At 67.8% G+C, this 24,943-nt stretch carries 23 protein-coding genes and 1 pseudogene; 9 read left to right on the forward strand and 15 right to left on the reverse strand.

Translation table 11 applies throughout. The features are described from left to right. The first annotated feature begins 40 nt into the window (after positions 1-40). From QMK24_RS06425 to QMK24_RS06435, 3 genes and pseudogenes are all read left to right on the forward strand, one after another. The gene (locus QMK24_RS06425; protein WP_283464185.1) at positions 41-4,594 is read left to right on the forward strand and encodes a DUF6531 domain-containing protein; all 4,554 of its coding nucleotides are present in this window, start codon (positions 41-43) and stop codon (positions 4,592-4,594) included. 11 nt (positions 4,595-4,605) lie between these two features. Continuing rightward, a complete protein-coding gene (locus tag QMK24_RS06430) occupies positions 4,606-4,911 on the forward strand; it encodes a hypothetical protein (RefSeq protein ID WP_283464186.1) in 306 nt (101 codons plus the stop codon). Between the two features lie 75 nt (positions 4,912-4,986). Next, positions 4,987-5,271: pseudogene (locus QMK24_RS06435) on the forward strand (hydroxymethylbilane synthase); the annotation flags it as partial. A 46-nt stretch (positions 5,272-5,317) separates the two neighbouring features. On the opposite strand, the gene QMK24_RS06440 reads toward QMK24_RS06435, so the two are convergent. The 10 genes from QMK24_RS06440 to QMK24_RS06485 form a co-directional block, all read right to left on the reverse strand. Beyond that, complete coding sequence (locus tag QMK24_RS06440; RefSeq protein WP_283464187.1) at positions 5,318-6,190, reverse strand: TylF/MycF/NovP-related O-methyltransferase; 873 nt, start codon at positions 6,188-6,190, stop codon at positions 5,318-5,320. A gap of 315 nt (positions 6,191-6,505) precedes the next feature. After that, positions 6,506-7,852, reverse strand: coding sequence for a hypothetical protein (locus tag QMK24_RS06445; protein WP_283464188.1), 1,347 nt, complete (start codon positions 7,850-7,852; stop codon positions 6,506-6,508). Between the two features lie 98 nt (positions 7,853-7,950). Further along, positions 7,951-9,186 carry a glycosyltransferase family 4 protein gene (locus QMK24_RS06450; protein ID WP_283464189.1) on the reverse strand — a complete coding sequence of 412 codons (1,236 nt, stop codon included), beginning with the start codon at positions 9,184-9,186 and terminating at the stop codon, positions 7,951-7,953. Beyond that, entirely contained in the window at positions 9,174-10,157 is a 984-nt protein-coding gene (locus QMK24_RS06455; RefSeq protein ID WP_283464190.1) for a glycosyltransferase, read from the reverse strand. The genes QMK24_RS06450 and QMK24_RS06455 overlap by 13 nt, the downstream gene beginning before the upstream one ends. After that, positions 10,154-11,446, reverse strand: coding sequence for an O-antigen ligase family protein (locus tag QMK24_RS06460; RefSeq protein WP_283464191.1), 1,293 nt, complete (start codon positions 11,444-11,446; stop codon positions 10,154-10,156). The genes QMK24_RS06455 and QMK24_RS06460 overlap by 4 nt, the downstream gene beginning before the upstream one ends. Continuing rightward, positions 11,443-13,464, reverse strand: coding sequence for a glycosyltransferase (locus QMK24_RS06465; RefSeq protein ID WP_283464192.1), 2,022 nt, complete (start codon positions 13,462-13,464; stop codon positions 11,443-11,445). Before QMK24_RS06465 ends, QMK24_RS06460 begins: the two co-directional genes overlap by 4 nt. Before the next feature lie 17 nt (positions 13,465-13,481). Then, a complete protein-coding gene (locus tag QMK24_RS06470; RefSeq protein WP_283464193.1) occupies positions 13,482-14,327 on the reverse strand; it encodes a class I SAM-dependent methyltransferase in 846 nt (281 codons plus the stop codon). 3 nt (positions 14,328-14,330) lie between these two features. Beyond that, positions 14,331-15,860 carry a lipopolysaccharide biosynthesis protein gene (locus QMK24_RS06475; protein WP_283464194.1) on the reverse strand — a complete coding sequence of 510 codons (1,530 nt, stop codon included), beginning with the start codon at positions 15,858-15,860 and terminating at the stop codon, positions 14,331-14,333. A gap of 22 nt (positions 15,861-15,882) precedes the next feature. Next, positions 15,883-16,905 carry a sugar transferase gene (locus QMK24_RS06480; RefSeq protein WP_283464195.1) on the reverse strand — a complete coding sequence of 341 codons (1,023 nt, stop codon included), beginning with the start codon at positions 16,903-16,905 and terminating at the stop codon, positions 15,883-15,885. A 216-nt stretch (positions 16,906-17,121) separates the two neighbouring features. Beyond that, positions 17,122-17,370 carry a hypothetical protein gene (locus QMK24_RS06485; RefSeq protein WP_283464196.1) on the reverse strand — a complete coding sequence of 83 codons (249 nt, stop codon included), beginning with the start codon at positions 17,368-17,370 and terminating at the stop codon, positions 17,122-17,124. A 38-nt stretch (positions 17,371-17,408) separates the two neighbouring features. Here QMK24_RS06485 and QMK24_RS06490 point away from each other — a divergent pair, with 38 nt between their 5' ends. The 3 genes from QMK24_RS06490 to QMK24_RS06500 are packed head-to-tail and all read left to right on the forward strand — an operon-like array spanning position 17,409 to position 18,068. After that, positions 17,409-17,597, forward strand: a complete 189-nt coding sequence (locus tag QMK24_RS06490) for a Scr1 family TA system antitoxin-like transcriptional regulator (RefSeq protein WP_502962477.1) — start codon at positions 17,409-17,411, stop codon at positions 17,595-17,597. A 12-nt stretch (positions 17,598-17,609) separates the two neighbouring features. Continuing rightward, complete coding sequence (locus tag QMK24_RS06495; protein WP_283464197.1) at positions 17,610-17,810, forward strand: DUF397 domain-containing protein; 201 nt, start codon at positions 17,610-17,612, stop codon at positions 17,808-17,810. 12 nt (positions 17,811-17,822) lie between these two features. Then, a complete protein-coding gene (locus QMK24_RS06500; RefSeq protein ID WP_283464198.1) occupies positions 17,823-18,068 on the forward strand; it encodes a DUF397 domain-containing protein in 246 nt (81 codons plus the stop codon). A gap of 733 nt (positions 18,069-18,801) precedes the next feature. Here the strand turns inward: QMK24_RS06500 and QMK24_RS06505 are convergent. The 5 genes from QMK24_RS06505 to QMK24_RS06525 all read right to left on the reverse strand — a co-directional run bounded on the left by QMK24_RS06505 (position 18,802) and on the right by QMK24_RS06525 (position 21,978). After that, positions 18,802-19,191, reverse strand: coding sequence for a hypothetical protein (locus QMK24_RS06505; protein ID WP_283464199.1), 390 nt, complete (start codon positions 19,189-19,191; stop codon positions 18,802-18,804). A gap of 77 nt (positions 19,192-19,268) precedes the next feature. Next, complete coding sequence (locus QMK24_RS06510) at positions 19,269-19,688, reverse strand: DUF4279 domain-containing protein (RefSeq protein ID WP_283464200.1); 420 nt, start codon at positions 19,686-19,688, stop codon at positions 19,269-19,271. 52 nt (positions 19,689-19,740) lie between these two features. After that, a complete protein-coding gene (locus QMK24_RS06515) occupies positions 19,741-21,036 on the reverse strand; it encodes a WXG100 family type VII secretion target (RefSeq protein WP_283464201.1) in 1,296 nt (431 codons plus the stop codon). After that, a complete protein-coding gene (locus tag QMK24_RS06520) occupies positions 21,036-21,374 on the reverse strand; it encodes a hypothetical protein (RefSeq protein WP_283464203.1) in 339 nt (112 codons plus the stop codon). Before QMK24_RS06520 ends, QMK24_RS06515 begins: the two co-directional genes overlap by 1 nt. Positions 21,375-21,537: 163 nt before the next feature. Beyond that, positions 21,538-21,978, reverse strand: a complete 441-nt coding sequence (locus QMK24_RS06525; protein ID WP_283464204.1) for an ATP-binding protein — start codon at positions 21,976-21,978, stop codon at positions 21,538-21,540. 152 nt (positions 21,979-22,130) lie between these two features. On the opposite strand from QMK24_RS06525, the gene QMK24_RS06530 reads away from it, so the two are divergent. The 3 genes from QMK24_RS06530 (at position 22,131) to QMK24_RS06540 (ending at position 24,817) form a co-directional block, all read left to right on the forward strand. Next, positions 22,131-22,982, forward strand: coding sequence for a helix-turn-helix domain-containing protein (locus QMK24_RS06530; protein ID WP_283464205.1), 852 nt, complete (start codon positions 22,131-22,133; stop codon positions 22,980-22,982). Positions 22,983-22,992: 10 nt separating this feature from the next. Further along, positions 22,993-23,187, forward strand: coding sequence for a DUF397 domain-containing protein (locus QMK24_RS06535; RefSeq protein WP_283464206.1), 195 nt, complete (start codon positions 22,993-22,995; stop codon positions 23,185-23,187). A 118-nt stretch (positions 23,188-23,305) separates the two neighbouring features. Beyond that, positions 23,306-24,817 carry a leucyl aminopeptidase gene (locus QMK24_RS06540; protein WP_283464207.1) on the forward strand — a complete coding sequence of 504 codons (1,512 nt, stop codon included), beginning with the start codon at positions 23,306-23,308 and terminating at the stop codon, positions 24,815-24,817. Positions 24,818-24,943: the final 126 nt, after the last annotated feature.

The following is a 24,943-nucleotide window of genomic DNA, read 5'->3' on the forward strand; positions in this document are numbered from 1 at the left end:
TGGGGGTTAAACGGTGGCGAACCGGCCGACGGATTGGCATGTGCTGGATCTGGACCGGGATCCGGTGCCGGGTGACCCGTACGAGGTGAAGGAACTCGCCCGCAAACTCGGGGACTTCGCGGATGACGTCTCCTCCGCGTTACGGTCGGTGCGGGGACTGGGCGGGAACAACGCGGTTCAGGACTGGGCGGGGTTAGCGGCCGACGAGTACCGCAAGCAGTTCGGTGATCTGCCGGGCGAGCTGGACAAGTTGGAGCGGTCCTACCGGCTGGCGTCGGGTGCCCTGGGTACGTACTGGCCGAAGTTGGAGACCGCGCAGGCCGACGCCGACCGCGCCCTGGCCCGCGGGCGGACCGCGCGGCAGGATCTGGACGCGGCCAAGACCACCCAGACCAACACCAGCGACTGGGTGAAGCGGGCGGGCGACAAGTCCAAGGAGTACCGGGCCGATCCGAAACCGGGTGTGGCGCCGCCGTCGGCTGACGAGGTCCGGACCGCCACCCGTAATGCGCTGGATGCCACCAACGCGCAGAACTCCGCCAACTCCGCCGTGCACGACGCCCAGCAGCGCCTGGACGCGGCCAAGGAACTCGCGGCGCAGGCCGCGCACCTGCGGGACACCGCCGCGAGCACCGCAGAACACGCCCTGCACGAGGCGTCCGACGCGGGGATCAGAAACAAGACCTGGTGGGAGAAGGTGGTCGAATGGGTCGTCGACCACTGGGGCGACATCGTCGCCATCTGCAAGGTCATCGTCGCCGTGCTCGGCGTCATTGTGATGATCATTGGTGGGCCGCTGGCGTGGATCGTGCTGGCCGCAGCGTTGGTCGTCTTCGCCGACACCCTCATCAAATACGCCCAGGGCAAAGCCGGCCTGTGGGATGTGTTCTTCGCCGCCCTGGACTGCATTCCGATGTTCAAGGGCCTGACCACCCTCGGCGGCCTCGCCAAGATGGCCAAGGGCCTGCCCGCGCTCCTCAAGAGCGGCAAAGCCCTGGAGAACATCGCCAACAGTGTTCGTAAGGGAGCGGAGAGCATACGCCAAATGGGACGCGAGATGAAGAAGCTCTTCACCTGTGGCGACCCCATCGACGTGGCGAGTGGCGAGATGGTCATGTCGGCCACGGATCTCCAACTCCCCGGTGTCCTGCCGCTCACATTGGAACGCCATTTTCGCTCCTCGAATCGGGCGGGCCGCTGGTTCGGCAGGTCCTGGGCCTCAACGCTGGACCAGCGGCTTCATCTCGACGACCAGGGGGTGCGCTTCACCACTGAGGACGGGATGGTATTGCACTACCCCGTTCCCAGCGCGGGTCTCTCCATCATGCCTGTCGAAGGTCCCAGATGGCCCTTGACCTGGGACGGCGAAAAGACCGGCGACATGTCGGTCCGAATACCCGAGTCCGGCCGGACTCTCCGTTTCACCCCCCACGCCGGAACGGCCGAGCTGCTCCTTACGTCGGTCGGAGACCGGTACAACAACCGCACGACCTTTACCTACTCCGCGGACGCGGCACCCCTCGGCTTACGCCATTCGGGGGGATATCACATCGGAATCGAGACAGCCGACGGCCGGGTCACCGCCCTGCGCCTGCTCAGCGATCCCGAACAGCCGCTCTTGATGGGATACGCATACGACAGCGACGGCAACGTCACCCGGATCTATGACTCCTCCGGCCTGCCGCTCACCTTCAGCTACGACGGTCGCGGCCGGATCACCGGCTGGGAGGACCGGACAGGGACCGCGTACGGCTATGAGTACGACGCAGAAGGACGCTGTGTGGGCACGACAGGATCCGAAGGGATCCTGAACTACCGCTACGCGTACGATCCCGGCGCCCGCACCACGGTCGCGACGAACTCCCTCGGTCACGCCACCACGTTCCAGTTCAACGATCAGTACCAACTCATCCGCGAAACCGATCCGCTGGGCCGGACCACCCTCCTGAGCTGGGATCGATTCGACCGTTTGCTCACCCGGACCGACCCCCTCGGCCGCACGACGAACTGCGCGTACGACAGCGCCGGGAACCTCACTACGGCGATCCGGCCCAACGGCAGCTCCGCGACGATCGAGTACAACGAACTCAACCTGCCCGTGGCGATCACCCAGCCCGACGGAACACGCGCCCTCTCCTTCTATGACGCCGTCGGGAACCGTACGTCCGCAACCGATGCGCTCGGCACCACGACCACGTTCACGTACGACGAACGCGGCGGCCTGACCAGCGTCATCGACGCGTTCGGCGCCGTGCAGCAGGTTGTGGTCAATGACTCCGCCGGTCTTCCCGCGGCGATCACCGACGTGAGTGGCAGCACGATCCGGATCACGCGCGATGCCTTCGGACGCATGGTGGAAGCCGCTGACGCCTTCGGGGCGTCCACAAGCGTCGGCTGGACGGGCGAGGGACGGATCGACTGGCGCACAGCTCCGGACGGAGCCGTCGAGCAATGGTCGTACGACGCCGAGGGAAACCCCGTCGAGCACCGCTCCGGCAGCGGACGCGTAACGCGATACGAGAACACCCATTTCGACCTGTGCTCCGTTCGTACGGAACCGGACGGCACCCGATACGAGTTCACCTACGACACGGAGCTACGGCTGGTGGCGGTCGCCAATCCGCTGGGCCGCGTCTGGAGCTACGCGTACGATCCCGCGGGCCGCCTCACCGGGGAGACAGACTTCAACGGCCGGACACTCAGCTACCACTACGACGCCGCCGGCCAGTTGACGGAACGCGTCAACGGGGCCCGGCAGAGTATCCGATTCGAGCGCGATGCCCTGGGCAACGTCACCCGGCAGAATGCCGGTGGTGTCGTCACCGACTTCGTTCACGACGCGCTCGGACGTCTGCAACGCGCCACCAGCCCCGTTGCCGACCTGTCCCGGGAACTGGATCCCCTCGGCCGCATTCTGGCCGAGAAGGTCAACGGTCGTACCATTTTGTCGAGTTACGACGCGATCGGCCGCCGTACCCGGCGCACCACACCGGGCGGCGTCCTGAGCGTCTGGGAATTCGGCACCACCGGCAGGCCGCTGTCCCTGCGATCGGGCAGCCACACCGTGCGGTTCGCCTACGACGAAGCGGGCCGGGAGATCGAGCGCGACCTGGGGGGCGTCACCCTCAACTGGCAGTGGGACGACCTCAACCGTTCCACGACACAGACGCTGTCGGCTCGTGGCCCGAAGTCCCGGTCGGCGGAACGCCGGACCTTCACGCACGCCGCGGACGGAAGTCTCACATCCATCGATGACGCGTCAGGGGACTTCCGCCACTTCGAGCTGGATTCCACGAGCCGCGTTACCGCCGTCAACGGTACCGACTGGACCGAAGCGTACGTATACGACGCCGCCGGCAACCTCGCCGACGCGACGCTGTCAGCCGGCGATCGCAGCGACCCGGAACCGGGCGACCGGTCCTACAACGGAACGCTCATCCAGCGAGCCGGGCGCGTCAGTTACGCGCACGACGATCAGGGCCGCGTCGTCAGACGTACGCAGAAGCTTCTCTCGGGTGGCAGCCGCGTCTGGCACTACACCTGGAACGCCGAGGACCGGCTCACCGACGTCACCACCCCGGACGGCAGCGACTGGCACTACGAGTACGACCCGCTCGGCCGCCGGATCTCCAAGTCGCACCTCGCCGACGACAGGTCGACTGCCCTCGAAAGGACGGAATTCGTCTGGGACGGCACGCGCCTCGCCGAACAGACAACAGCGGAGACCACGACGACCTGGGATTGGGAACACGGCGATATCCCCGTCGCACAAACGGTCCGCTCCTCGTTGCGCGATGCTCCCCAGGACGAGATCGACGAGCGCTTCTACGCCATCGTCACCGATCCGGTCGGCACACCGACCGAAATGGTCGACGTATACGGCGTGATCGTCTGGAAGAACCGGTCGACACTGTGGGGATCACCACTCGGCGGCGCGCCCCCCGCAGCCGCGGACTGCCCGCTGCGCTTTCCCGGGCAGTACTACGACGCCGAAACCGGCTTGCACTACAACTATCAGCGCTATTACGAGCCCGGGACCGCGCGATATCTCAGCCCGGACCCTCTCGGTCTCACCGCCGCCCCCAATCCCCACAGCTACGTCTCCAACCCGCTCAACTGGTCCGATCCGCTGGGCCTCACGGCATGCGTGGTGGATCTCTACCACGGCACCACGGGATCCGGCCTGGACGGAATCCTCAGGAACGGAATCGATCCCACCTTCAGCACCCGGGCCATGGACTTCGGCCAAGGCGGCTTCTATGTCACGAGTGATGCCAACCAGGCCCGGCAATGGGCCACCAGGCTGGCCGACAGGGCGGGCGACACAGCGGAGGTACTGCACTTCCGTGTCCCGAAGAGTGAGCTCGACACCCTCACGAGTAAGATCTTCCACGGCCCCAGCGACGATCTGGCCGAATTCATCAGGCATCACCGCAATGGCGGTGCCATGCACAGCTTCGAGATGGTGGAAGGCCCCATGCTGTTGAACCTCAGGGCCTTCCGCCGCGGCGCGGACGGTGTCTTCAAGGGACACCAGATCGCGATCTTCTCTTCTCAGGCGGCTGAACTGTTCACCCGATCCCTGGTCCGTTAGGAGTTTCAGCCGTGTCCGAGTTCATCATGCCCGCAGTGCCGGAAATGCAGGAATACCTCGGCGAAGTCGCCGAAGAACTGGTGACTCTCTTCGGGATCTCCCGGGCCGAGGCCGTGGCACGCATCAACCAGGCGTGGGGCCATCAGGTTTTCGACGAGTGGCCCGACCTGCTCGCCCACGAGGACCCCGAACACTGGGCCTACGGCCTCTACTACGAGGGGGACGTGCCCTACTGGGAGCCCGACGCCGATCGCTCCCCATGGCGGATCCGCCAAGCCCCGCCGCGGGACTCGCCCGCATGGACCCTGGAGGTCTGACCGGGTACGGCATCGCCGGCGGAACGGCGGGCAGCGTGCGGCAGCGTGGAAATCTGACGCTCTATCGTGGACAGCATGTCTGCCCCTGAGCTGATCCGTATCGTCTCGCGCTCCTCCCCCATGGCCCTCGCCCAGGTGGATCGCGTCCGTACCGAGCTGGCCGCGCTCCACCCCGGCATTCGCACGGAGGTCGTCCCTGTAACCACGTCCGGCGACCGGTGGATGGGCGATCTCGCGAAGCTGGACGGGAAGGGCGCGTTCACGAAGGAAGTGGACGCCGCCCTGCTCGCCGGGGAGGCCGATCTGGCTGTGCACTGCGTCAAGGACGTACCCGTTGACCGGCCCCTCCCGGCCGGCACCACCAGCAGCGATCACCACTGACGAATCGAGGTTGACTCAGGACGCGTCATTTCGATCTGCGCCAGAAGACGCATGTCCAGTCGACCCGCAGCATCTCGTCCTCAATGCCGTGCTGGGAACGGAAGTCGTCCACGGCTCGCCGACAGCCACGGATCGCGTGGTAGTCGTCGACGATGACATAGCCGCCGACCGTCAGTTTCGGATAGAGCGACTGCAGCGCCACCATCGTCGATTCGTAAAGGTCCCCGTCGAGCCGCAGCACCGAGAGCTTCTCGATGGGTGCCGTGGGGAGAGTGTCCTTGAACCAGCCGGGCAGGAACTTGACTCGCTCGTCGAGCAGCCCGTACCGCTCGAAGTTGCTCCTCACCTCGTCCAGGGAAACCGCCAGGATCGATTGGTCCCAGAGCGCGTCCTCGGCATCATCAGGATGTAGCGCTGCGTCTGGCTTCGGAAGACCGTTGAACGAGTCCGCGCACCAGACGACACGATCCCGATCGCCATAGGCCTTCAGGACCGCACGCATGAAGATGCTCGCACCTCCGCGCCAGACTCCCGTCTCGATCAAGTCCCCGGCGACATCTCGGTCGAGTACGTCGGTGATGCACTGCTCGAGATTGTCCAGCCGACTGAGCCCGACCATCGTCTCTGCCTCAGCCGGATAGTCCCTGCCCTGCGACCGAGCTTCAGCATCGAACGGACACCGGCGAACGAGTTCCCATCGCTTCCTTTCGACGGGGTACTTCGCGAGGAGGTGGAGCCAGCGGAAGACAAACCCCTGCCGGAAGACGATCGGGCGCCGCGTCTCACCGAACGCGTAACGAGTGAGCGTCCGCTTGAGCAGGTCGAGATAGACCCGCCGTGGATCATCCTCATCCGTTGCCGGCCGGGGCTGCTGCGAGGCAAGGTCGGGCTGGGCCATCTGCTTCCCTCCAGGTTGTGCTGCTGGGGACGGGGGTTGGCTGTGGATGGCGGGACCAGCGGTCGCGCCGGTACTGACGGTGTTGCCGCGACGGCCAGCAGGGTGAAGGCCGGGCACGCGGCTCCAGCCAGGCTGGAGTTCTAGCGCGTGGAGAAGGCGGGACGTTCTCGCTCGAGGCCGGTCGGCACGCCTGGTGCACAATCGTCGAGAGACGCTTCGACCAGCTGGGCGCCGAGGTGGCGTATACCGGGTAGACCGAGATGGCTGCCACAGCCTTTACCCTTCGGACCCATGCCAAGTCGTGCCTGCCACGCCTTAGCACGTTTGATCGCTCAGAGTGGTGATTGTCTGTCGGTTCAGACCGGCGGACACGGATGCCGCGCTCAAATGAGGCGATAGCGGCACCAGTCGGCTGGGCGCCGAGGTCACGGCCGACTCCGTTGAGCTGTGCGGCCATCCCAGAGTGTGCCGGCGGCGTCCGGTGGCACTGATGATGAGGACACCGACGATCGGGGTGCCGAGCCGCTGCAGGAGCAGCACCGCGCGTCTGGCCTCGGCGGTGCGGGTAGTTCCTGCGCGGACCATGATCACTGCGGCGTCGGTGTGGTTTGCCAGTACAGCGATATCCGCACTGTCGAGGACCGCTGGGGCGTGTACCAGTAGTACGTCGCTCTGTGTGGCGGCCTTGTCCAGGAGTTGGGCGAACGGCTGGCTGCGGAGCAGCCTCGCGCCCTGTAGCGCGTCAGTGGATTCGGCGGCCAGCACACTGAGCGTCGCAGGGGAGGCCAACTGCTGCGGGAGGGGCGTAACTGCGTCAGTGAGTACCTGCTGCAGACTGTGCTCTGCGGTCTCCGGGAAGTGACGGGAGAGTGCCGATCGGCGCAGGTGTCCGTCGATGAGAGTGACACGGTCGTGCCGTTCGGCCAAACCCAGCGCGAGCAGCGCTGTCACCATGGCCCTGTTGCCGTCCTCTCGGACGCCAGTGACCAATAGCCGCTTGTGGTTTGAGGCGTGCGTCAGCACGGTGAGCGTGGCGACCGCTTCGCGGACCGCGCCGGCGACGCGCTTGCGACGGTAGGCAGAGCGGGCCCCGCGGCGGGTCAGCCAGCGCGGCAGACCGGAGATGGCCGCCAGGACGGGCAGGCCGAGTTCTGCTTCGATCTGGGTGGGCCAGCGCAGCCGGTCGTCCAGACGGCGGTGCATCGAGGTGAAGCCGATGCCGGTCAGCAGGCCGAGCAATCCACCCAGGGCGTAGTTGAGCAACGGGATCGGTGTGACAGGTCGCATGGGCGATGTCGCCTTGTCGAGCACCTGTACCGTAGGCGCATCCTTCTCCTTGCTCAGCCAAGTCGGCAGATTGGTGCTCAGGAAGTGCGCTGCCGCATTGACGATGGTGGCTGATTTCTCCGCTGCGCCGGCCCTGGCGGTGAGGGTGATGATCTGCATGCCGGGCTGGGACGCCGCGGTGATGTGCCCGATCACCTGGCTGTCCGGCAGACCGGCTTGGGTTGCAGCGCCCAGAGCCACTTCGCGGGTTTCGGCCAGCCGGGCGATTGTCGGCACCAGACTCTGCGCGAGAATCCCGGAGGGACTGCCGGCAGCGCCACCGGTGATCAGCATTGACGCCTGGGCTTCGTAGGTCTTCGGAGTCAGCACGGTCACCGCGTGTGCCCCGCCAACCCCCGCACACACCGCCAGGAGCAGGATGCCGGCAGTTAGCCGGCCCCTGTGCAGAGCAGCGGCCACGCCAAGAGATGTGTTCATTGGATTCTCTCGTTCAGTTCTGGGCTACCACCGACCGCTCGCAGCTCTGCGTGGGCCGGGGAAGAGGAAGGAACCATCGGTCTGCGGGCTGCGGCGGCATCATCGGTCAGTTGCCGCCAGGTACAGCACAGGGTGTCGGCGATGTGCCTCCAGCTGAATTCGGCACTGGCCCGGCGACGCCCAGCGGCCGCCAGCTGCCGGGCTTGATCGGGGTTATCGCGAATCCGGGCGAGACGGTCGGCGAGCGCGGGGGCATCGCCGGCCGGGAAGACAAGGCCCGCTGATCCGATGACATAGGGGATGTCGCCGATGGCGCTGCCCACGACGGGGATGCCGCATGCCATCGCCTCGACCAGGACACGCCCGAACTGTTCTCGCAGCGGAATGCCGATCCAGGGCACGAGGTTGCGCTGGATGACCTCCATCGAGGGCAGAGCCAGTGCGTCCATGCGGGCCAGCAACGAGGGCAGTTCGGCGTGATCCGCCCACTCCCTCAACTCGATGCGGTCCGGATAACGCACCGCTGCCTGTTCGATCTCGCCGCGCAGGCTGCCGTCGCCGACGACCAGCAGGCGGCAGTCCAGGAGTTCGCGGGCGCGCAGAAGGGCGCTGATGCCCTTGTGTGGTTCCAGCCTCCCGACAAAGCCGACGGTGAAGGGACCAGGTTGCGGAGGTGGGGCGGGTTGGAAGACGTCGGTGTCGACGCCGAGCGGGACGATGGTGGCAGGGCCGTGGTAGCCCTTGGTCCGCAGTACTTGCAGCGCCGTCGGGGTGATCGGCAGTGCGTGCGTGATCGTGCGGAAGGCGTGCTGTTCGAGGAGGGGGAACGGGAAGGGGAATCGCGTCACGACGTTCTGCGCGGCGTAGAGGGTGATCGGCACGTGGGGCCAGTAGCGGTTGCGCAGCCGGATCGCCTGACGGGTGGACAGATAGGCGGCCTCTCCGATGATGTGGATGACGTCGGGTTGCTCGTTCCTGACCAGGCGCCCGCTGCCCGGACGGAAGACGACCGAGGCCATGTGGCCGGTGCGGTCCTCACTGAGCAGGTGCGGGGCCAGGTGAAAGCGGAAGCGTTCCCGCCCGGCGGCAAGCCGTGTCAGCTCCTGCTCAGCGAGCCGGGACACGTCGGCAGCCAGCACGGTGAGCTCGACATCGGGCCGGTCGCTGAGCGCCGCGAAGAGTCTGCCCCAGTGCTCGGTGCGTTTGCCGACTGCGGTGATCAGGATGTGCATGTGGGCACTCCGGTGAGGGTTGGGGCGGTTGTGCGCGCGATTGGGGTGGCCGTGCGAGCGATCTGGACCACCTGTGCCCAGGCCCGGACGCGGGGGTTCGCGCGGACTCCTGCCCTGGGCTGGCGAGCGACGGCAAGCGCCACGCCGAGGACTGCGCGCAGCAGGATCGTCGCTCGGACCACGGGGTAGCTGCGGGGCCGGTGCCGGGCGAAGAACCGGAGCAGGCTTCGGTACAGATGGGGCCAGATCCAGGAGGGGTCGTCGCAGCTGGCTCCGCCGACGTGGATGGCCTTGACCGCGGGGACGTAGAGCACCTGTGCACCTTGTCTCCAGACCTGCAGGCACAGCTCTTCGTCTTCGTAATACATGAAGTAGCCCTCGTCGAGGCCGCCGATTTGTCGCAGCAATGCGGTGCGCACCGCCATACAGGCGCCGGACAGCCAGTCGACGGCGATGGGCAGGCCTGGTTGACGGCAGGCGTCGTAGGTGCTCCGCCGCCTAGTGCCGCAGAACAGGCGGCGCAGCGGCACCGGCAGCAGGCCGCCGCCAAAGCGGCTGGCCAGCACGGTGATCCACGACTCGAAGGGGTGCGCGCTGATGGCGATGTTGCCGTCCGGATCGACCAGCCGGGGGCCGGCGACTCCCACCTGCGGTCCGCTCCGAATGGTGTGGACGAGGCCTCGGGCCGTCGCTGCGGGGACCATGCAGTCGGGGTTGACCAGCAGGACGATGTCGGTGTCGGTGGCCGCAAGCGCCTGGTTGATGGCCGCCGCATACCCGACGTTGGCCGAGTTGCTGATCACTGGCACCTCTGGGAACCGCGCTGCGACGAAGGCTGCGGTGCCGTCCGAGGAGGCGTTGTCCACCACCCGTACGGCCAGGCCGGCGTCGATCAGCGCGCCGAGGCAGCTGGAGATGTGGGTCGTTGAGTTGTACGTGACCACGATCGCGGTGGCGTCGAGTCTGTTCACTGTGTGCCTCCCAAGCTGCACGAACCGGCCAGGCCAGTGCCTGCGCGGCTACTCATAAGGGTCAGCGCGGCGAGCAGACCGAGCTCCCAGTGCCCATCGGTAGGGCCGGCGAAAGCTGCGGCTGCGAGGAAGCCGCAGGTGAGACTCGCGAAGGCCAGGGCCTGTCCGTCCCGCGATGCCAGAGCCCCACGCAGGGCTTGCGCCAATGGCCAGCCCATCAACGCAAGACCCACCAGACCCAGGTTGGCGAGGATCATCACGTAGAAGACGTGGTAGGTCGGCCCGATGTCGGTGACAGCGAAATCGGGCAGGTACACATGGGGAACGGACTGTCCCAACCCGTGGCCGATGAGCGGTCGGGTGGTGAAAGCGTTCAGCCCGATCGACGCCTCTTGCGCTCGATACCCGGCGGACTCGTGCAGCTCCTGTCCGACCAGCGCGGACCTGGCCTGGGCGCCTGTACTGAATGTGGCGACGCTCACCGTCAGCAGCGCCCCGGTGATCACGGCAGCCGCCACGCCGCGCCGGACTGACGCCGTTCCGCGAATGAGCAGGATCAGCAACGCCACTCCGGTGACCAGCCACATCGCACGGTAGGACGCAAGCGTGGCATCGACGGTGAACCCTGCGATCAGCAGCAGCAGGCCGACCTGCCGCCACCCGCGCAGACGGCCGACTGCCACTAGCAGCGGTGGAATCGCCAGGACCGAGAGAAGGCCGCCGTGTCGGCCAGGCGTGGTCAGGTCCGACGCGGCCAGCACCGCTGCCCCGACGACGTAGAGGATTCCGGCCGCTTTGAGCCGCTGCGGGCTGGTCAGAGTATGGGTGGCCAGGAAGAAGTAGGCGGGCACCACGGCGAACTCATACCCGGCGATCAGCACCTGATGGGGGGTATTGCCGCAGGCTAGGCCGTAGCCGGCGGCGAGCAGGATGAACGCGGCGAAGCCCAGCATGGGCCCGTCGGCTACCGTCCTGATCGGCTTGTCACAGCCCGGCGACACGACCTTGCGCGCGAGCAACGCCAGGCAGCCAACCGCCAGCACTCCGGCGTGCACCTCCACGACGAAGGTGACATGGCCGTCGCTCAGCAGCGTGGTGGCCCCGACCCCGCCGATGACCCCTGCCGGAAGCACCGACCACGGCCAGAGCACGAATGCCACACCGCATACCAGGGCGCCCGCGAGCAGGATTCCGAGGCGGGCAGACGGCAGTTCCGCCAAACCCGCGCCGCCGGCGCCGAGAGCCGCAGCGGCCAGGCATGCGGCCAGCCACGTGATGAGCGCTCTCATCGCCGCTCCGCCTCCAGTCCCGCAAGCAGTGCGCGGAGCTGCTCGCCGCGGGTCGACCAGCTGTTGCGTACCGCCACGGCGCGACGCCGGGCGCCGGCATCCGGGTTTCGGCAGGAGTCGAGTGCCGCTTCGATGGCGGCCGTGAACCCTGCCGCATCGCCCGCGAGGTGAACGAGGCCGCTCAGGGCGCCCAAACCGCTCAGTGCGGGCAATGGGGTGGCGACCACGGGCTTTCCCATCGCCAGGTATTCGTAGAACTTCTTCGGATGGACGTAGTCGATGAGCCCACCCAGCCGGTACGGGATCAGGCAGACATCGCATGCGCGCAGAACCGCGGGCACGTCGTCAAAGGGGACCGGCCCCAACAGGTGCACATTGGGCAATCCGGCCAGGGGCGCGCGGCCCGACCGGGTGGACGGTCCGGCCAACACCAGCGTCCAGTCGGGGCGGCGGCGTGCCACTGCGGCGATCAGTTCCCCGTCGAACGCCCGGGTGTCGATCGCACCTGCGTAGCCGAGCAGCGGTCCGGTCAGGCGGCCCACTCGCTCTACCGTCGGCCCGTCAGCGCAGAAATGGGACGGGTCGCAGCCGTTGGGCACCACGATGGGCGGTCGCCGCGAGACCGGGAGCCGCTCGGGAAGCGCCGTCGAGGAGGCCAGGACGAGATCGGCGCCTGCGACCGCCGAGCGCAGGCCACTGCGCAGATGCCAGCGGTTCCAGGGTCGGGTGAACGTCCAGTCCAGGTCGGTCGCGTCGTAGACGACCGTGTCCTCGCCGAGTCGACCGGCGGCCGGGGCAGCCAGGTCTTCGTCGATCCACAGCAGTCGGGCTCCCGGGCGGCGACCCAGCCAGCGGCGCAGCAGCGCCGCGGCGACCTTGCGGTTGAGCCAGTTGACAGGAGGCAGCAGCTGGCCGAAGGGCAGCACGCTGGGCGGGACCGCATGCCACAGTGAGGGCTCCACCGGACGAACGGTCAGCCGCCAGCGCGGGTACGGCCCCGGTGGATCGACGAACAGCACCCGGCGGCCAGCGGCCAGCTCCCGGGCCAAGGCGTGCTGGCGATGCTCGCCCGACGACCAGGCGACCCCGCTGAGCATCACCGCCCAGCTGCGGCTGTCGCCGCCGTCCGGTAGCGGCCCGACATCACCACGGAGGGCGGCGAACAAGTCTCCCAGACCGAGTCCCCCGGGTCGGCGCAGGGTGCGCCGGGCAAGCCGGTCGCCCAACACCAGAGCCCGGAAGACGCCGAGCCGGTGACGGGGCTGGGTCACGCGCAGGTACCTGATCAGGCCGCCGAGGTGGTGGCGGGACCGGGCGGCGTGACCGAGCAGCCCGGTTGAGGCACCGAGGGTGTGCGTGACGACCGCGTCCGGTGTCATCCATAGCTGGTGACCCGCGTCGGCCAGGGTACGGGCGAGCAGGACATCGTTGAAGTAGATGGGGAACCGCTCGTCGAGGATTTCTGCCGGGCCGAGTACGGAACGGCGCAGCAGCAGGCTGCTTGCCGAGGGCTGGGCGACCGGCACCGGGCAGGACGACCAGTCCTGGCCGCTCATCAGGTAGGTGCGCCATGCGCGGCGGAAGCCCGGGAGGAATCTCAGCGCGGTGGCCAGAGCGAGCGCACTGCGGAAGGTCGGCAACTGCATGTAGTGCTGCTGGACGGTGCCGTCCGGGTTGAGGTAGAGAGGGGCGACCCCGGCCGCCTCGGGCCGGTCCTGCAGGAACCGGACGAGCTTGGTGAGAGCCCCCGGATGAAGGGACACATCGCTGTTGAGCAGCAGGATCAGTTGACCGGTCGCATGCGCGTACGCCTGGTTGACGGCCGCGGCGAAGCCGCGGTTGCTGTCGTTGGCAATCAACAGCAGGTCCGGACGCTCGGCGAGCATCTGCGCCGAGCCGTCTCGCGATCCGTTGTCGACGACGATCGTCTCGTAGCGCAGGCCATCGGTGGCAGCGCTGGGCAACGACGCGAGGCAGCGGCGAGTCTCGGTGAGGGTGTTCCAACTCACCAGAAGCACCGAGACATCCATCCGGGTCATCGGATCACAGGGCCTTTCGGCAGACGCGCGAGCAGCCGGATGTGGTCGCCGAGCCGGGGATGGGTGGTCCTCGGGGAGCCGCAAGCGGCCCAGTCGGCAAGCAGCATCGACACGCCCGCCGGGCTCAGCCAGCGGCGCGGCCGCATGTAGTACCGGGAGGAGACTGTGTCGCAACGCTCGACGTGGAAGCCGCACTCCTCCACCAGCCTCGTCAACGACTGCGGGGAGAAATGCCAGCGGTGGCAGCCCGGCTGCAGATGCGGCCAAGAACCACCCCAACGGTGGGCGGCGGCCGATGCGATGTTCGGCACTTCGAGGGCGAGCCAGCCCCCTGCGGTGAGCGCCCTCCGGGCGGTGGTGAGGAAACCCCGGGGGTCGTCGACATGTTCGAGCACATGAAAGGCGCACACGGCCTCCGTCGCGGCGGTTGGCGCGAGTGTCTCGAAGCAGCCGTGTCGCGCTGACACATTGAGCTGGTCTCTCGCGTAGTTCACACAGACTTCGGACAACTCCGCTCCGGTGGCCGTGATGCCGGCCTGCTGGGCCGCTTCGAGGAAGTAGCCGCCGGCTGACCCGGCCTCCAACAGCGACGCGGGGTGTACCGCCGAGCGCAGCCACCGCAGCCGCCGAGCGGCCTCGTACCGCCACTGCCCGGCGCGGGCGAAGTAGTCGTGGTAGTAACTGCCGTCGAAAAGGTCTGGCTGTGCCGCACCGCCACCCCCCGCGGCGGTCCAGTGGAACCCACAGGACAGGCAGCGGCGTACCAAGCCGCTGAAGGAGGGCTCATCGCCCGCTGTCTCGTGGCAGAGCAGGCAGCCGGTTGCCTCAATCTGAATGGTCATCGACTACTCCGAATCCATCGCGGGAACCGCGCTGCGGCGCGGCCTCAATTGGGAAGTGATCACGCTCAGCCGGGACCTGTCCCCGGCGTCGAAGAAACCGAGCAATGCCAGGAACGCGGCCGTGATCAGCACGGTCAGACCGCCCCGGAAAGCGACTACCAAGGCGGCGCCGACCCGGCCGGAGGCACTCGGAAGGTCGAATGCGACCATCCAGGTGAGCGCCCCCGCCACCGCTGCGGCGAACGCAGGTGGCCACAGCGCACGCAGCAGCGGCGCTACCGGCCGCCGCGATCTGTAATGAAAGTGCGCGAAAAAATAGCCGGTGGCCCCGAAGGCCGCCAGCGTGGTCGACAGGGGAACCCCTCGCGGGCCGAGCAGGCAAAGCAGCGGAACCGTGAGAAGCAGGTTGAGTACGGCGGCCACAACGCCGCTGCGGGTCTCGCGTCCGGGCGATCCCTCGGCCCGGGTCACCACCGCGGCCGCGCCTGCGGCCGTGCTCACGGCGTAGCCGGGGGCCAGGATCGCGATGGTCACAGTGGCGGACGGCAACGGATGGCCGAGCCACAGCCGTACCAGTGGATCGGCCGACACCACCAGCATGGCGGCCCCGACCGCGGCGAACACTGCCAGGTACCGGGTCATCTCGATGTAGAGCCGGTCCAGCCGGCCCGGATCGTCCTGGGCGGCGGCAGCCGCCGGGAAGACGGCCGTGAGGATGATCCCCGAAGGCAGCCGCAACAGGCCGACCAGCCGGCTGCCGAGGTCGAATCCAGCCGTTGCCGCCGGCCCGAAGAAGCCGGCCAGCACCAGCCGGTCCGTCTCGCTGTTGACCGCGGCCGCCGCGTTGGCCACCTGGACCCGTGAGCCATAGGCCATCACATACGCCACGTCGGATCGTGTGACGGCCCGCAGGCTGGGCCTCAGCCGGGCAGCGTACCGCCTGGCCGCGCCGACGAACATCAATGCCCGCAACGCGCTGGTCACCACCACCGAACCAGCCAGCTCCACCAGTCCGCCACCGAGTTCGACCACGGTCACCGCGAGCCCGGCGCCGATCAGGGAGGTGCCGCCGACCACCCACGCGACCGGGGCGTAGCACTGGGTACCCTCGAGAACCGCCCGCCAGGGCATGGCGAGGCTGTCCAGCAGAAAGCCCACCAGTAACAGCAGAGCAGCGCTCCGTGCCGGCGCGGTGAGCTCACCGAGATGGCAGGCGTGGGCCAGCCACGGCCAGCAGATCGCCGTTCCGGCAAGGGCAAGCACGCCCAGCAACGCACCCCACACAAGGCCCAAGCCCAGTACCGCACGGGCCTGCCGCTGCTGGCCACCGTCCGCCACCCGGGCAACCTCCCGGATCTGCGCGGAGCCGAGCCCCAAATCGGCGAGCGACGCCACCGCGACCAGGCCCGCGAGCAACGCCCACACGCCGTATGCGCGGCTGCCGAGTTGCCCGTATACCAGCGGCAGTGACGCCACACCAGCCAGCGACGTGGCTACCCTGGCTGCCAGCAGCCTGGCGCTGTTGCGCGCCACCCGAGCCACCAGGGCTTCCGAGCTAGCCACGCGGGAACCCCTGCAGCATGTCGGCGCACGTAAGGGCGAGCAACCTGAGATCCAAGCGCAGCGACCCGCAATTCACGTACAACAAGTCGCAACGCAGCTTGTCGTCCACCGTGGCTGCATAGCCTCCGGTGAGCTGCGCGATCCCGGTGATCCCGGGCCGGATCAGGTGACGCAAGTCGTAGTGCGGCAGCTGACGGAATTCCGCGATGAACTCCGGACGCTCCGGACGCGGCCCCACCAGGCTCATCTCACCGCGCAGGACATTCCACAACTGCGGCAGCTCGTCAAGGCGGAGCCGGCGCAGAATCCGTCCGACGGGAGTCACCCTGGAGTCGTTGGCATCAGCCAGCACCGGCCCGGTGTCCCACTCCGCATCCACCGGCATCGTGCGGAGTTTGACGAGCCGGAAATGGCGCCCGCCTTCCCCCACCCGTTCCTGGAGGTACAGCGGCGGACCGTCCCAGCAGATCGCCGCCCCGGCCACCAACATCACCGCGAGTACCAGCGGCGCGCTGAGAAGGACCGCCAGCACATCGACCGCACGCTTGACCAACGTCCCGACCCACTGGCGACCCGGCTCCCGAAGCCGCAGCCAGGGCAGCCCTCCGAACCGATGGATATGTGCCACACCGAGCAGCCCATAGACGGGGCGCGCCAGTACGAGAATCCTCACCCGAGGCGCAAGGCACGACTTCATCAGCCGGTAGTCGAAGCTGTCCAGGGAAACCTTGGACAGGATCATTCTGGGCTGATGCACCGCCAATACCGCTTCCAGTTCTGCCAGCTGCAGTGGAGACGCGAGGCGCGCAACGACGTCAAGCTCTTCGTCCAACTGGTCGCTATCGATCTCCGACGTGCCAGTCTCAATGACGACCACCCGCGGCCGCTTCCCCGCACGGGTCAGGGACTGCCGGCGAGCGCCCTCGACGAAGTGGGGCTGAAGGAGGGAGACGGGTGCAGCCAGCACGCCGGCTCCGTCAGCTCCACTCCGCGCCTCGCCGACCTCCGACGTCATGACCGGGATCCATCTGGGCTTGAGCCCAGTCCCGGGCCGATACCGGACCGACGCTCCGTCCGGACGGCCGAACTGGAGGGCTTCTTCAACGATGCGTCCGGCACGACTGATCCTTTCCCCCTTGTAGAGGTGATGAGGCGTAGCCCGACAACCAAAGCTATATGTGACGATATGTAATATGCTGCGACCCTCGAGCGGCGAATGGGTGAATCATCGTCAGCTCCACCGTGAGCAAGCATTCACGAGGTCAGGCAGTCGGTAGATCAACTGACGAACGTCCCTTTCAGTGACCTGCTGCACCATCCCGCTACCACCGCCCGCCGCCTGGACACCGTCAGTGCTCTGCGGCTGCGCCACCGGGACGCGGGCGACCTCGCACTCATGCGGGTCGATCAGCTGGAGCGCGACAACTGCGTCGTCGATTTCACCGCCGGACTGCTCGCAGGCCTGGTCCGGGGTGATCACGATTCGCCGCCGGAGGTTTCTCCGGGTCCGGGCAGACGATCACCTATGTGGTGGGGTCCGTTCCGCAGCTCGATACGGTGCTGCTCGACCAGTCGCACGGTCCGGCTCTGCTGGACGCCGAGGCCCAACTGAGCAAGTACCGCAACATCCTGGGCCGACTGGACCTGGTGGCCCTCAAGCCCAGCGATTCCCGCGACTTCATCCGCGAGATCGCCCAGAGCCTCTGAAAGGCAGAACCGTTGCCCGTATCGAACTGGCAGAAGTCCTCGTACTGCGGCGAGGGCAACAACTGCATAGAGCTCGCCACCGTCGACATGCACGTAGTCATCCGCGAGAGCACAGCACCCGCAGCGATCATCACCACTACACCCGCGCGGGTCCGCGCGTTCCTTGAAGCGGTCAAGGCGGGATCCCTCGACTCCGTCGCGCGCGGCATCTGAGCGGAAGCGGACATGTCCCGACCGATCTGGCAGAAGTCGTCCTTCAGCCCCGAGGGGGGCAACAACTGCATAGAACTCGCCGTCATCGGCGGCCGCGCAGCGCTGCGCGAAAGCACCGCGCCCGGTGCCGTCGTGACGACGTCTTCGGCGCCCTCGCCGAGACGGCGGCGACGGCGGCCCTGGTCGTGCTGTCCCTGGGGGGACGGCCGCGCTCGCGTGGTGCGCACCCGCCGGCCGACCGAACCGGGCACGGCCTAGGTCCGAAAGCCGCCACCGTGCCCAAAGGGCCCCGGATCCGACCGGAAAGAGTGGTCCGATCCCTTTCCCCGCACCGCAGGATGGCAGGAGCTGAACGGTTCCGGGGTCACGGGGGATCGGACGGTGCAGTATCTGGCATGTCCTGAGGACCGCCGGGAGGTGGCAACGGCCCTGCCGCACGCCCTCCTGCGGCCGGGGGTGCAGCGCTACCGGCGATACCGGCTGAACCTGGATCTGCCGCGGCAGCGGCTGGAGGTTCCGGACGGCGCGGTGACGCTGCTGTTCTCCTTCGACCACGAGGTGCGGGTGACGGGGGCCCCTGACGCCGTCGGACCCCCGGCAACGCCCACCGCCGCTGCCGCGCCTTCTTGCTCACCGCGTTGCTCGTGCTGCACGCTACAGGCGCGCTGGGCGCCGCGCTCGCGGCGGGGGCGAGGGTGATGAGACCTGCCGCGACGATGGCGGTGCTTCCGATTCCTGCGGCGATCCGGCGCTTGAGCGAAGACATCTGCGATTATCTTCGGCTGGCTCCTGGGACCCCCCGATCCCACCAGCCGAAGCCTTCCCGGACGAGGGCGAGCGGGACATGTGTCCCCTTCCGGTCAGTGGTTGCGCACAGCCCGGGGATCACACCGCGGCAGAGTCCACCGGACCATCACCCCGGCTGACGAGCTGCCTCTGCGGGTCCATCGTCAAGGGGTCGAGATCGACATCGCGGCCTCGATGCCGACTCTCAGTCGAGCCAGGCGAGAGGATCTTCGCCGGGGCCACCCGCCAGGACGGTGGTGAACGTGACAGGAACCCCCAGAGCGCGAAGGTCGAACAGCACCGCAGGCGACATACGGAGCGTCGAACCGGTTTCGACCGTCCCCGACATATCCACGCGGACGTCATATCCGGACTGCCGCAGCTCGCGGATCGCGTCTGCCCGGCCGGCAAGTTTCGCCGCCAGAGCAGCGACCGGCTCCTCCCCCTCCGGGGAAATGTTGTCGACATATCGCCATATCCACCAGTCCGGGCCGCTGGAGATACCGATTCCCTCAACGTTCAGCCCTTCCTCCTCGGGCAGGAAGCCCAGAGTCCGGCACACCAGGTCCGAAACGACCTCTCCCTTGGTGACCACCAGAGATACGGTCAGTGACGCCCACGGCTTCGACGACTTAGGCACAGTACTCCTTGAATCTCTTGATATATCTCGGACTAGCGCTCATTGATGTTCGGTGTGATCTCCAGCGGAATATTGAGTGCCGAGAGCCGGCCCAGTTCACCGTCGGAAAGCGCGAGAGTCGAGCCGTGGCCCGCATATCCGTACACGGCGAGGTGAACGTCGCACCCCGCCACCGCCAACGAAGAGATCTCCTCCCGCTTGCCTTCTGCGACGGTGAGGATGATGTCCAATTGCTCCGAGAAGACCCGCGATGTGCGCTCATCGATCTGGAAACGCCACTCTCCATCGGTTTCCCCGCCCGGATTCCACCGATTGACACCGGGCTGACAGGTGCCACTGGGGTCCAGTCCCAGGATGCGGGTCACGGAATCGGGATCAAGATCAGATTTCTTGACGACGAGGGCGACATCCGTCAGCGCCCAGGCCTGTGGCTCGTTGTCATGAAGACTCATAAAGAACCCCTCGAAAATTCTCTTCCAGTGTGCCGGCCAATTCCCTATCCCGTTACTTGAACTCGCGACAAGCGGCCCAGTGAACATTCCCCATGTTCGGCTTGAGGAGATCACCGAGGGGTGTACGCCCGGGAACGGTGGTCGAGTTCTCGTAGACAGTAAATCCTCCCGCCGCGGACGGCGTAGGGGGACCGAGGGTGTAGTTAGGTATTCGGTCGCCCGGATGGAACGTCTCCAGGGCCGCAGCAGGATACGACCCGCCCTCCACCGCGACCCCGTTCAGCCCTGGAATCCGCTCGCCGTGCTCCACATAGAACGAAATTGTGGTACCCGGCGGGACGGTAATCTCCCCAGCATTGCGCTCAATATAGCCATGACCCGCCAAGACGGTTTCTCCGTCGGATCGACCACCTGCGAGCACCCTGCTCGCATAGTACCGGCCGTCATTATCGGGCCAACGACCCGACACGATCTGCGGTTTGCTCTCGGCGACGGCTCTCTTGATCTCGTCGAACGGGGGAAGCGGAGTTCCGCCACCGCGATTGGCCAGGAGAGGGAAGGGAGCGTTCCACACAGGGGAGGGAGCGCCCGGAACTCCGAAGCGACCGAGGATTCCCAGGAAGGAGTTGCGGTAGCCGCCCGCTGCGGCGACATTCGTCGCAAAGGATTCGGCCCCGGCACCGCCGGCGCCGAAGACGCCGCCGTACTTCATCCCGTCGGTCAGCGCATGGTCGACCTGGTCGAGTTGAAAGCCGTTCTGCGTGCCGGCCGCGATCTGGAGCGGCTGGGCGACCGCGAGGTTGACGGTGACGGACTCGACTCCGCCGAAGACCACGCCGACCAGCGCACCGGCGGCGATCCGGGCCGCCGTGGTGCCGACGACCATGCCCATACTCGCGGCGAAGTCCACCATGGCGGCCGCCGCCGTGGCGGCGGCTCCGGCGGCGAGACCCGCGGTGAAGAAGGCCAGACCGATACCCGCGGCGATGACGACCGCCGATATCTCGAGCTGCGTGTCGATTTTGTCCTTGACGTCGGCGATTTCGTCCGCGAGGTCATCCAGCGCCTTCGCCATCTGCCGGGCGGCGGCCTCCTGGTCCTCCAACCAGCCCTTCCCGCCACCGCTGTAGCGGCGCCAGAACTCGTCGAAAGCATCAATGGCCTCACCCTTGTTGTGATGGATGAGCGTGCCGGCCGAGCTGTTCGTCGCCGCCCGCACGTCCCCGACGGCATCGGCGTAGGTCCGCCAGGCGGTGGCCGCCTGGCGGAGCTTGCCCTCGTCGCCGTCCGGCCACCACATGCCCATCGTCTCGACGAGCCATTCCTTGGCCTCCTCGAAGGCCCCCATCAGTGGGCGTCCTTGCGCCCAGCCTTGCTGAACATCGCTTTGATGAGCTCGTCGTTGTCGATGTGACCGTCGGCCATGTCCGTCAGCGCGGTGTGGATACTGGCCAGCCCCTCCACCAAAATCGCCGCCGAACTCTCGATGCTGGTGCGGTTCTTGGTGTAGCCCTCACGGAACTTGGCGACTTCATCGTCACCGCCCCACGGAGCACCCAGCCCATCCAGCGCCGTCTTCAGCGCGGCCGCAGCCAGGCGCAAATTCTCACTCTGTGTATGGAAGACAGGAGCCGACACCTTGATGTCGGCCGTCTTGATGTCCAGTACTTCGCCTGGCTCTCCCACGTGCGTTCCCCCGTACAGCCGTTGTGGATCACACGACGTTACTCGATCGGTCGTCGGCCTCCGCAATTGCTGGGGGACCGGGGAGGGCTTCCGCCGCGGCTGGAGTGGCGCGCACCTGCGGGGAAGGCGCGCACCAGCGCCCGATGTACACCGCGCCGCTCCGTCAGCGCGCCGCCAGCTCGAACCACATCAGCTTGCCGCAGAGCCCGAACGGCTCCTCCCCCAGCGCGTATCCGCCGCACCGGTCCGAGAACAGGTCCAGCAGGAAGAGCCCGCGCCCGCCGTCCGCATCGGGCTCCGGGGCGAGCGCCGACGGCAGTTCCGGGTTGTTGTCCCGGACCGTCACCCGCAGCCGCTGGTGTCCCCAATTGAGCCGCAGCGACGCCGGGCCCGCCGCGTAGCGGTACGCGTTCGTCGCCAGCTCCGACGTCAGCAGCGCGGCCGTATCGACGAGTTCACGTAAGCCGTGCGCCACCAGCACCGCCCGCACGGTCGTCCGCGCGATCCCGGGCGCCCGCGGATCGTGCGGCAGTTGGAGGTAGTACTCCCACGGTTCCGCTGCGCGGGGGGTGGGGTCGGGGCATGACGGTTGCACGGCGTACATGGGCGTCTCCGGGCCGAGTCGAGTGGCGTGGGTCACATCGTAGGGGTAAGTGCACATAGTTGTTACCGCCTAAGGGAAAATAGTGTGCACATGGGACCGTGGACCCGTCCCCACCGGCCCGGCAGACTGGGTGCGGCGAAGAGAGAGGGCACATGGCACCGAGGACTACTCCCACAGCACGCCAGCAGCGCTTCGGCGTTGAGGTGCGCAGGATGCGCGAGCACGCCGGTCTGACGGCCGCGCGGGCGGCGGAACTGCTGGGCACCGACCGGGCGATGATCTCGAACATCGAGGCAGGCCGGGTCGGGGTCAGCGAGGAGCGGCTGCGCCAACTCGCGCTGCACTACGAGTGCCCGGACGAGGTATTCATCGGCGCGATGACGGAGATGACCGGAGGCCGCAAGAAGGAGTGGTGGGAGGAGTACCGGAGCAGCCTGCCCGCCGGATTCCTCGACGTGGCCGAGCTGGAGCACTACGCGGTACGGCTGCGCACCGCCCAGACGGTGCACCTGCCGGGGCTGCTCCAGACCGAGGACCACGCGCGGGCGCTGTTCGATGTGGTGGTTCCACCGCTGCCCCGGCTGGAGGTGGAACTGCGGGTGGCGCACCGGCTCGAGCGGCAGCGCATCCTCGACGGGGACGCCCCGACCCCGTACACCGGGATCATCCACGAGGCGGCCCTGCGCATGCAGTTCGGCGGCCGGTCGACCACCCGCGCCCAGCTCGAGCACCTGTTGGCCGCCACCGACCGGGCGAACATCACCCTGCTGGTGATCCCGTTCTCCGCGGGCGGGTTTCCGGGAGCCGACCAGTCGATCCTCTATGCCGAGGGCGTCGTCCCCGAACTCGACACCGTCCAGATGGACACGTCGCACGGTCCTGAGTTCATCGACGCGCAGACTCAGCTCATCAACTACAGGCGCCGCCTGGACCTGATGGAACAGCGGGCCCTGTCCGCCGCCGAATCCCAAGCGTTCGTCGGAGCCATCGTCCGTGACCTTTGAGAGGCACCCAGTGACTGTCTGGAAGAAGTCGTCCTTCAGCGGCGAGGGCGGCAACAACTGCATACAGCTCGCCACCACACCCGCCGGCGTGGCGATACGGGAAAGCACTGATCCCGGGGCGATCGTAACGACCACTCCCGTCCGGCTCCGCGCGTTCCTGGACGCCGTCAAGACAGGGGCCCTCGACGCGCCGCGTCAGGCGTAGGCTCGGCGGCGGCGCGGCCTGGCGTGCCGCCCCGCGGGCGTGGCGGAATACGATGCGAGGGGCGCGGCCAGCCCACCCCTTGGCCGACAACATTCGACGGAACAGGACCACCCTCACCGTGACTGCACTGACACTCAGCACTTCCTCCGGCGCAGCGTTGCGCGCGGATGCCGTCGTCATCGGAGTGACCAAGGGCGCCAAGGGCCCCGAGGTCGCCGCCGGTGCGGAGGCCGTGGACGCGGCGTTCGACGGCAAGCTCGCCGCCACGCTGGAACTCCTCGGCGCCTCCGGCGGCGAGGGCGAGGTGACGAAGCTGCCGGCTCCGTCCGGCGTGAAGTCGGCGGTGGTGCTCGCTGTGGGTCTGGGTGAGACGCCCACCGACGGTGCCGGTTACGACGCCGAGGCGCTGCGCCGGGCGGCCGGTGCCGCGGCGCGTGCGCTGAGCGGGACAAAGAAGGCGGCGTTCGCGCTGCCGGCCACGGACGCGGCGGGCGTGGAGGCGGTGGCGACCGGCGCACTGCTGGGCGCGTACGCGTACACGGCGTACCGGGTGGACAGCGCCGGCGGCAAGGGGCCGCTGGGCGAGATCGCGCTGGCGGGCGCGAAGCCGCGCGACAAGGCGCACAAGGCCGCGGCCGAGCGGGGGACCGCGGTGGCCGAGGAGGTCAACCGGGCGCGTGACCTGATCAACATGCCCCCGAACGACCTGAACCCGAAGGCATTCGCCACCGCGGTCCAGGCCGCGGGCAAGGAGCACGGCCTCAAGGTCGAGGTGCTCGACGAGAAGGCGCTGCTCAAGGGCGGCTTCGGCGGCATCCTGGGCGTCGGCCAGGGTTCGTCGAGCCCGCCGCGGCTGGTGAAGGTGGCCTACACCCACCCGAAGGCGAAGAAGACCGTCGCGCTCGTCGGCAAGGGCATCACGTACGACTCGGGCGGCATCTCCCTGAAGCCCCCGGGCCACAACGAGACGATGAAGTGCGACATGAGCGGCGCGGCCGCCGTGTTCGCCACCGTCGTGGCGGCGGCCAAGCTGGGCGTGCAGGTCAATGTGACCGGCTGGCTGGCGCTGGCGGAGAACATGCCGGGCGGCAACGCGACGCGTCCCGGCGATGTGCTGAAGATGTACTCGGGCAAGACCGTCGAGGTGCTCAACACGGACGCCGAGGGCCGGCTGGTCCTCGCGGACGCGCTGGCGCGGGCCTCGGAGGAGCACCCGGACGCGATCGTGGACGTGGCGACGCTGACCGGCGCGATGGTGCTGGCGCTGGGTACCCGTACGTTCGCGATCATGTCGAACGACGACGGCTTCCGGACCGCGCTGCACGAGACGGCGACGGAGTCGGGCGAGCAGGCGTGGCCGATGCCGATGCCGGCGGAGCTGCTCAAGGGGATGGACTCGCCGGTCGCGGACATCGCGAACATGGGCGAGCGGCCGGGCGGCGGCCTGGTGGCCGGCCTGTTCCTGCAGGAGTTCGTGGGCGAGGGCATCACCTGGGCACACCTGGACATCGCGGGCCCGGCGTTCCACGAGGGCGCGCCGTTCGGCTACACCCCCAAGGGCGGCACCGGCTCAGCGGTCCGCACCCTGGTCCGGCTGGTCGAGAAGGCCGCCGCGGGCGACGTGCTCTAGGCAACCGATTCGTCCTCACGTGCCGGACGGGCTGCATTCAGCCCGTCCGGCACGTGACGACAGCGCGGCCGGACGACCCGTAACCCGGTGCACCCTGCCGGTTACGGCACTAGCACGCCCGGGGCC

Source organism: Streptomyces sp. PH10-H1 (assembly GCF_030063355.1).
Lineage (GTDB): Bacteria > Actinomycetota > Actinomycetes > Streptomycetales > Streptomycetaceae > Actinacidiphila.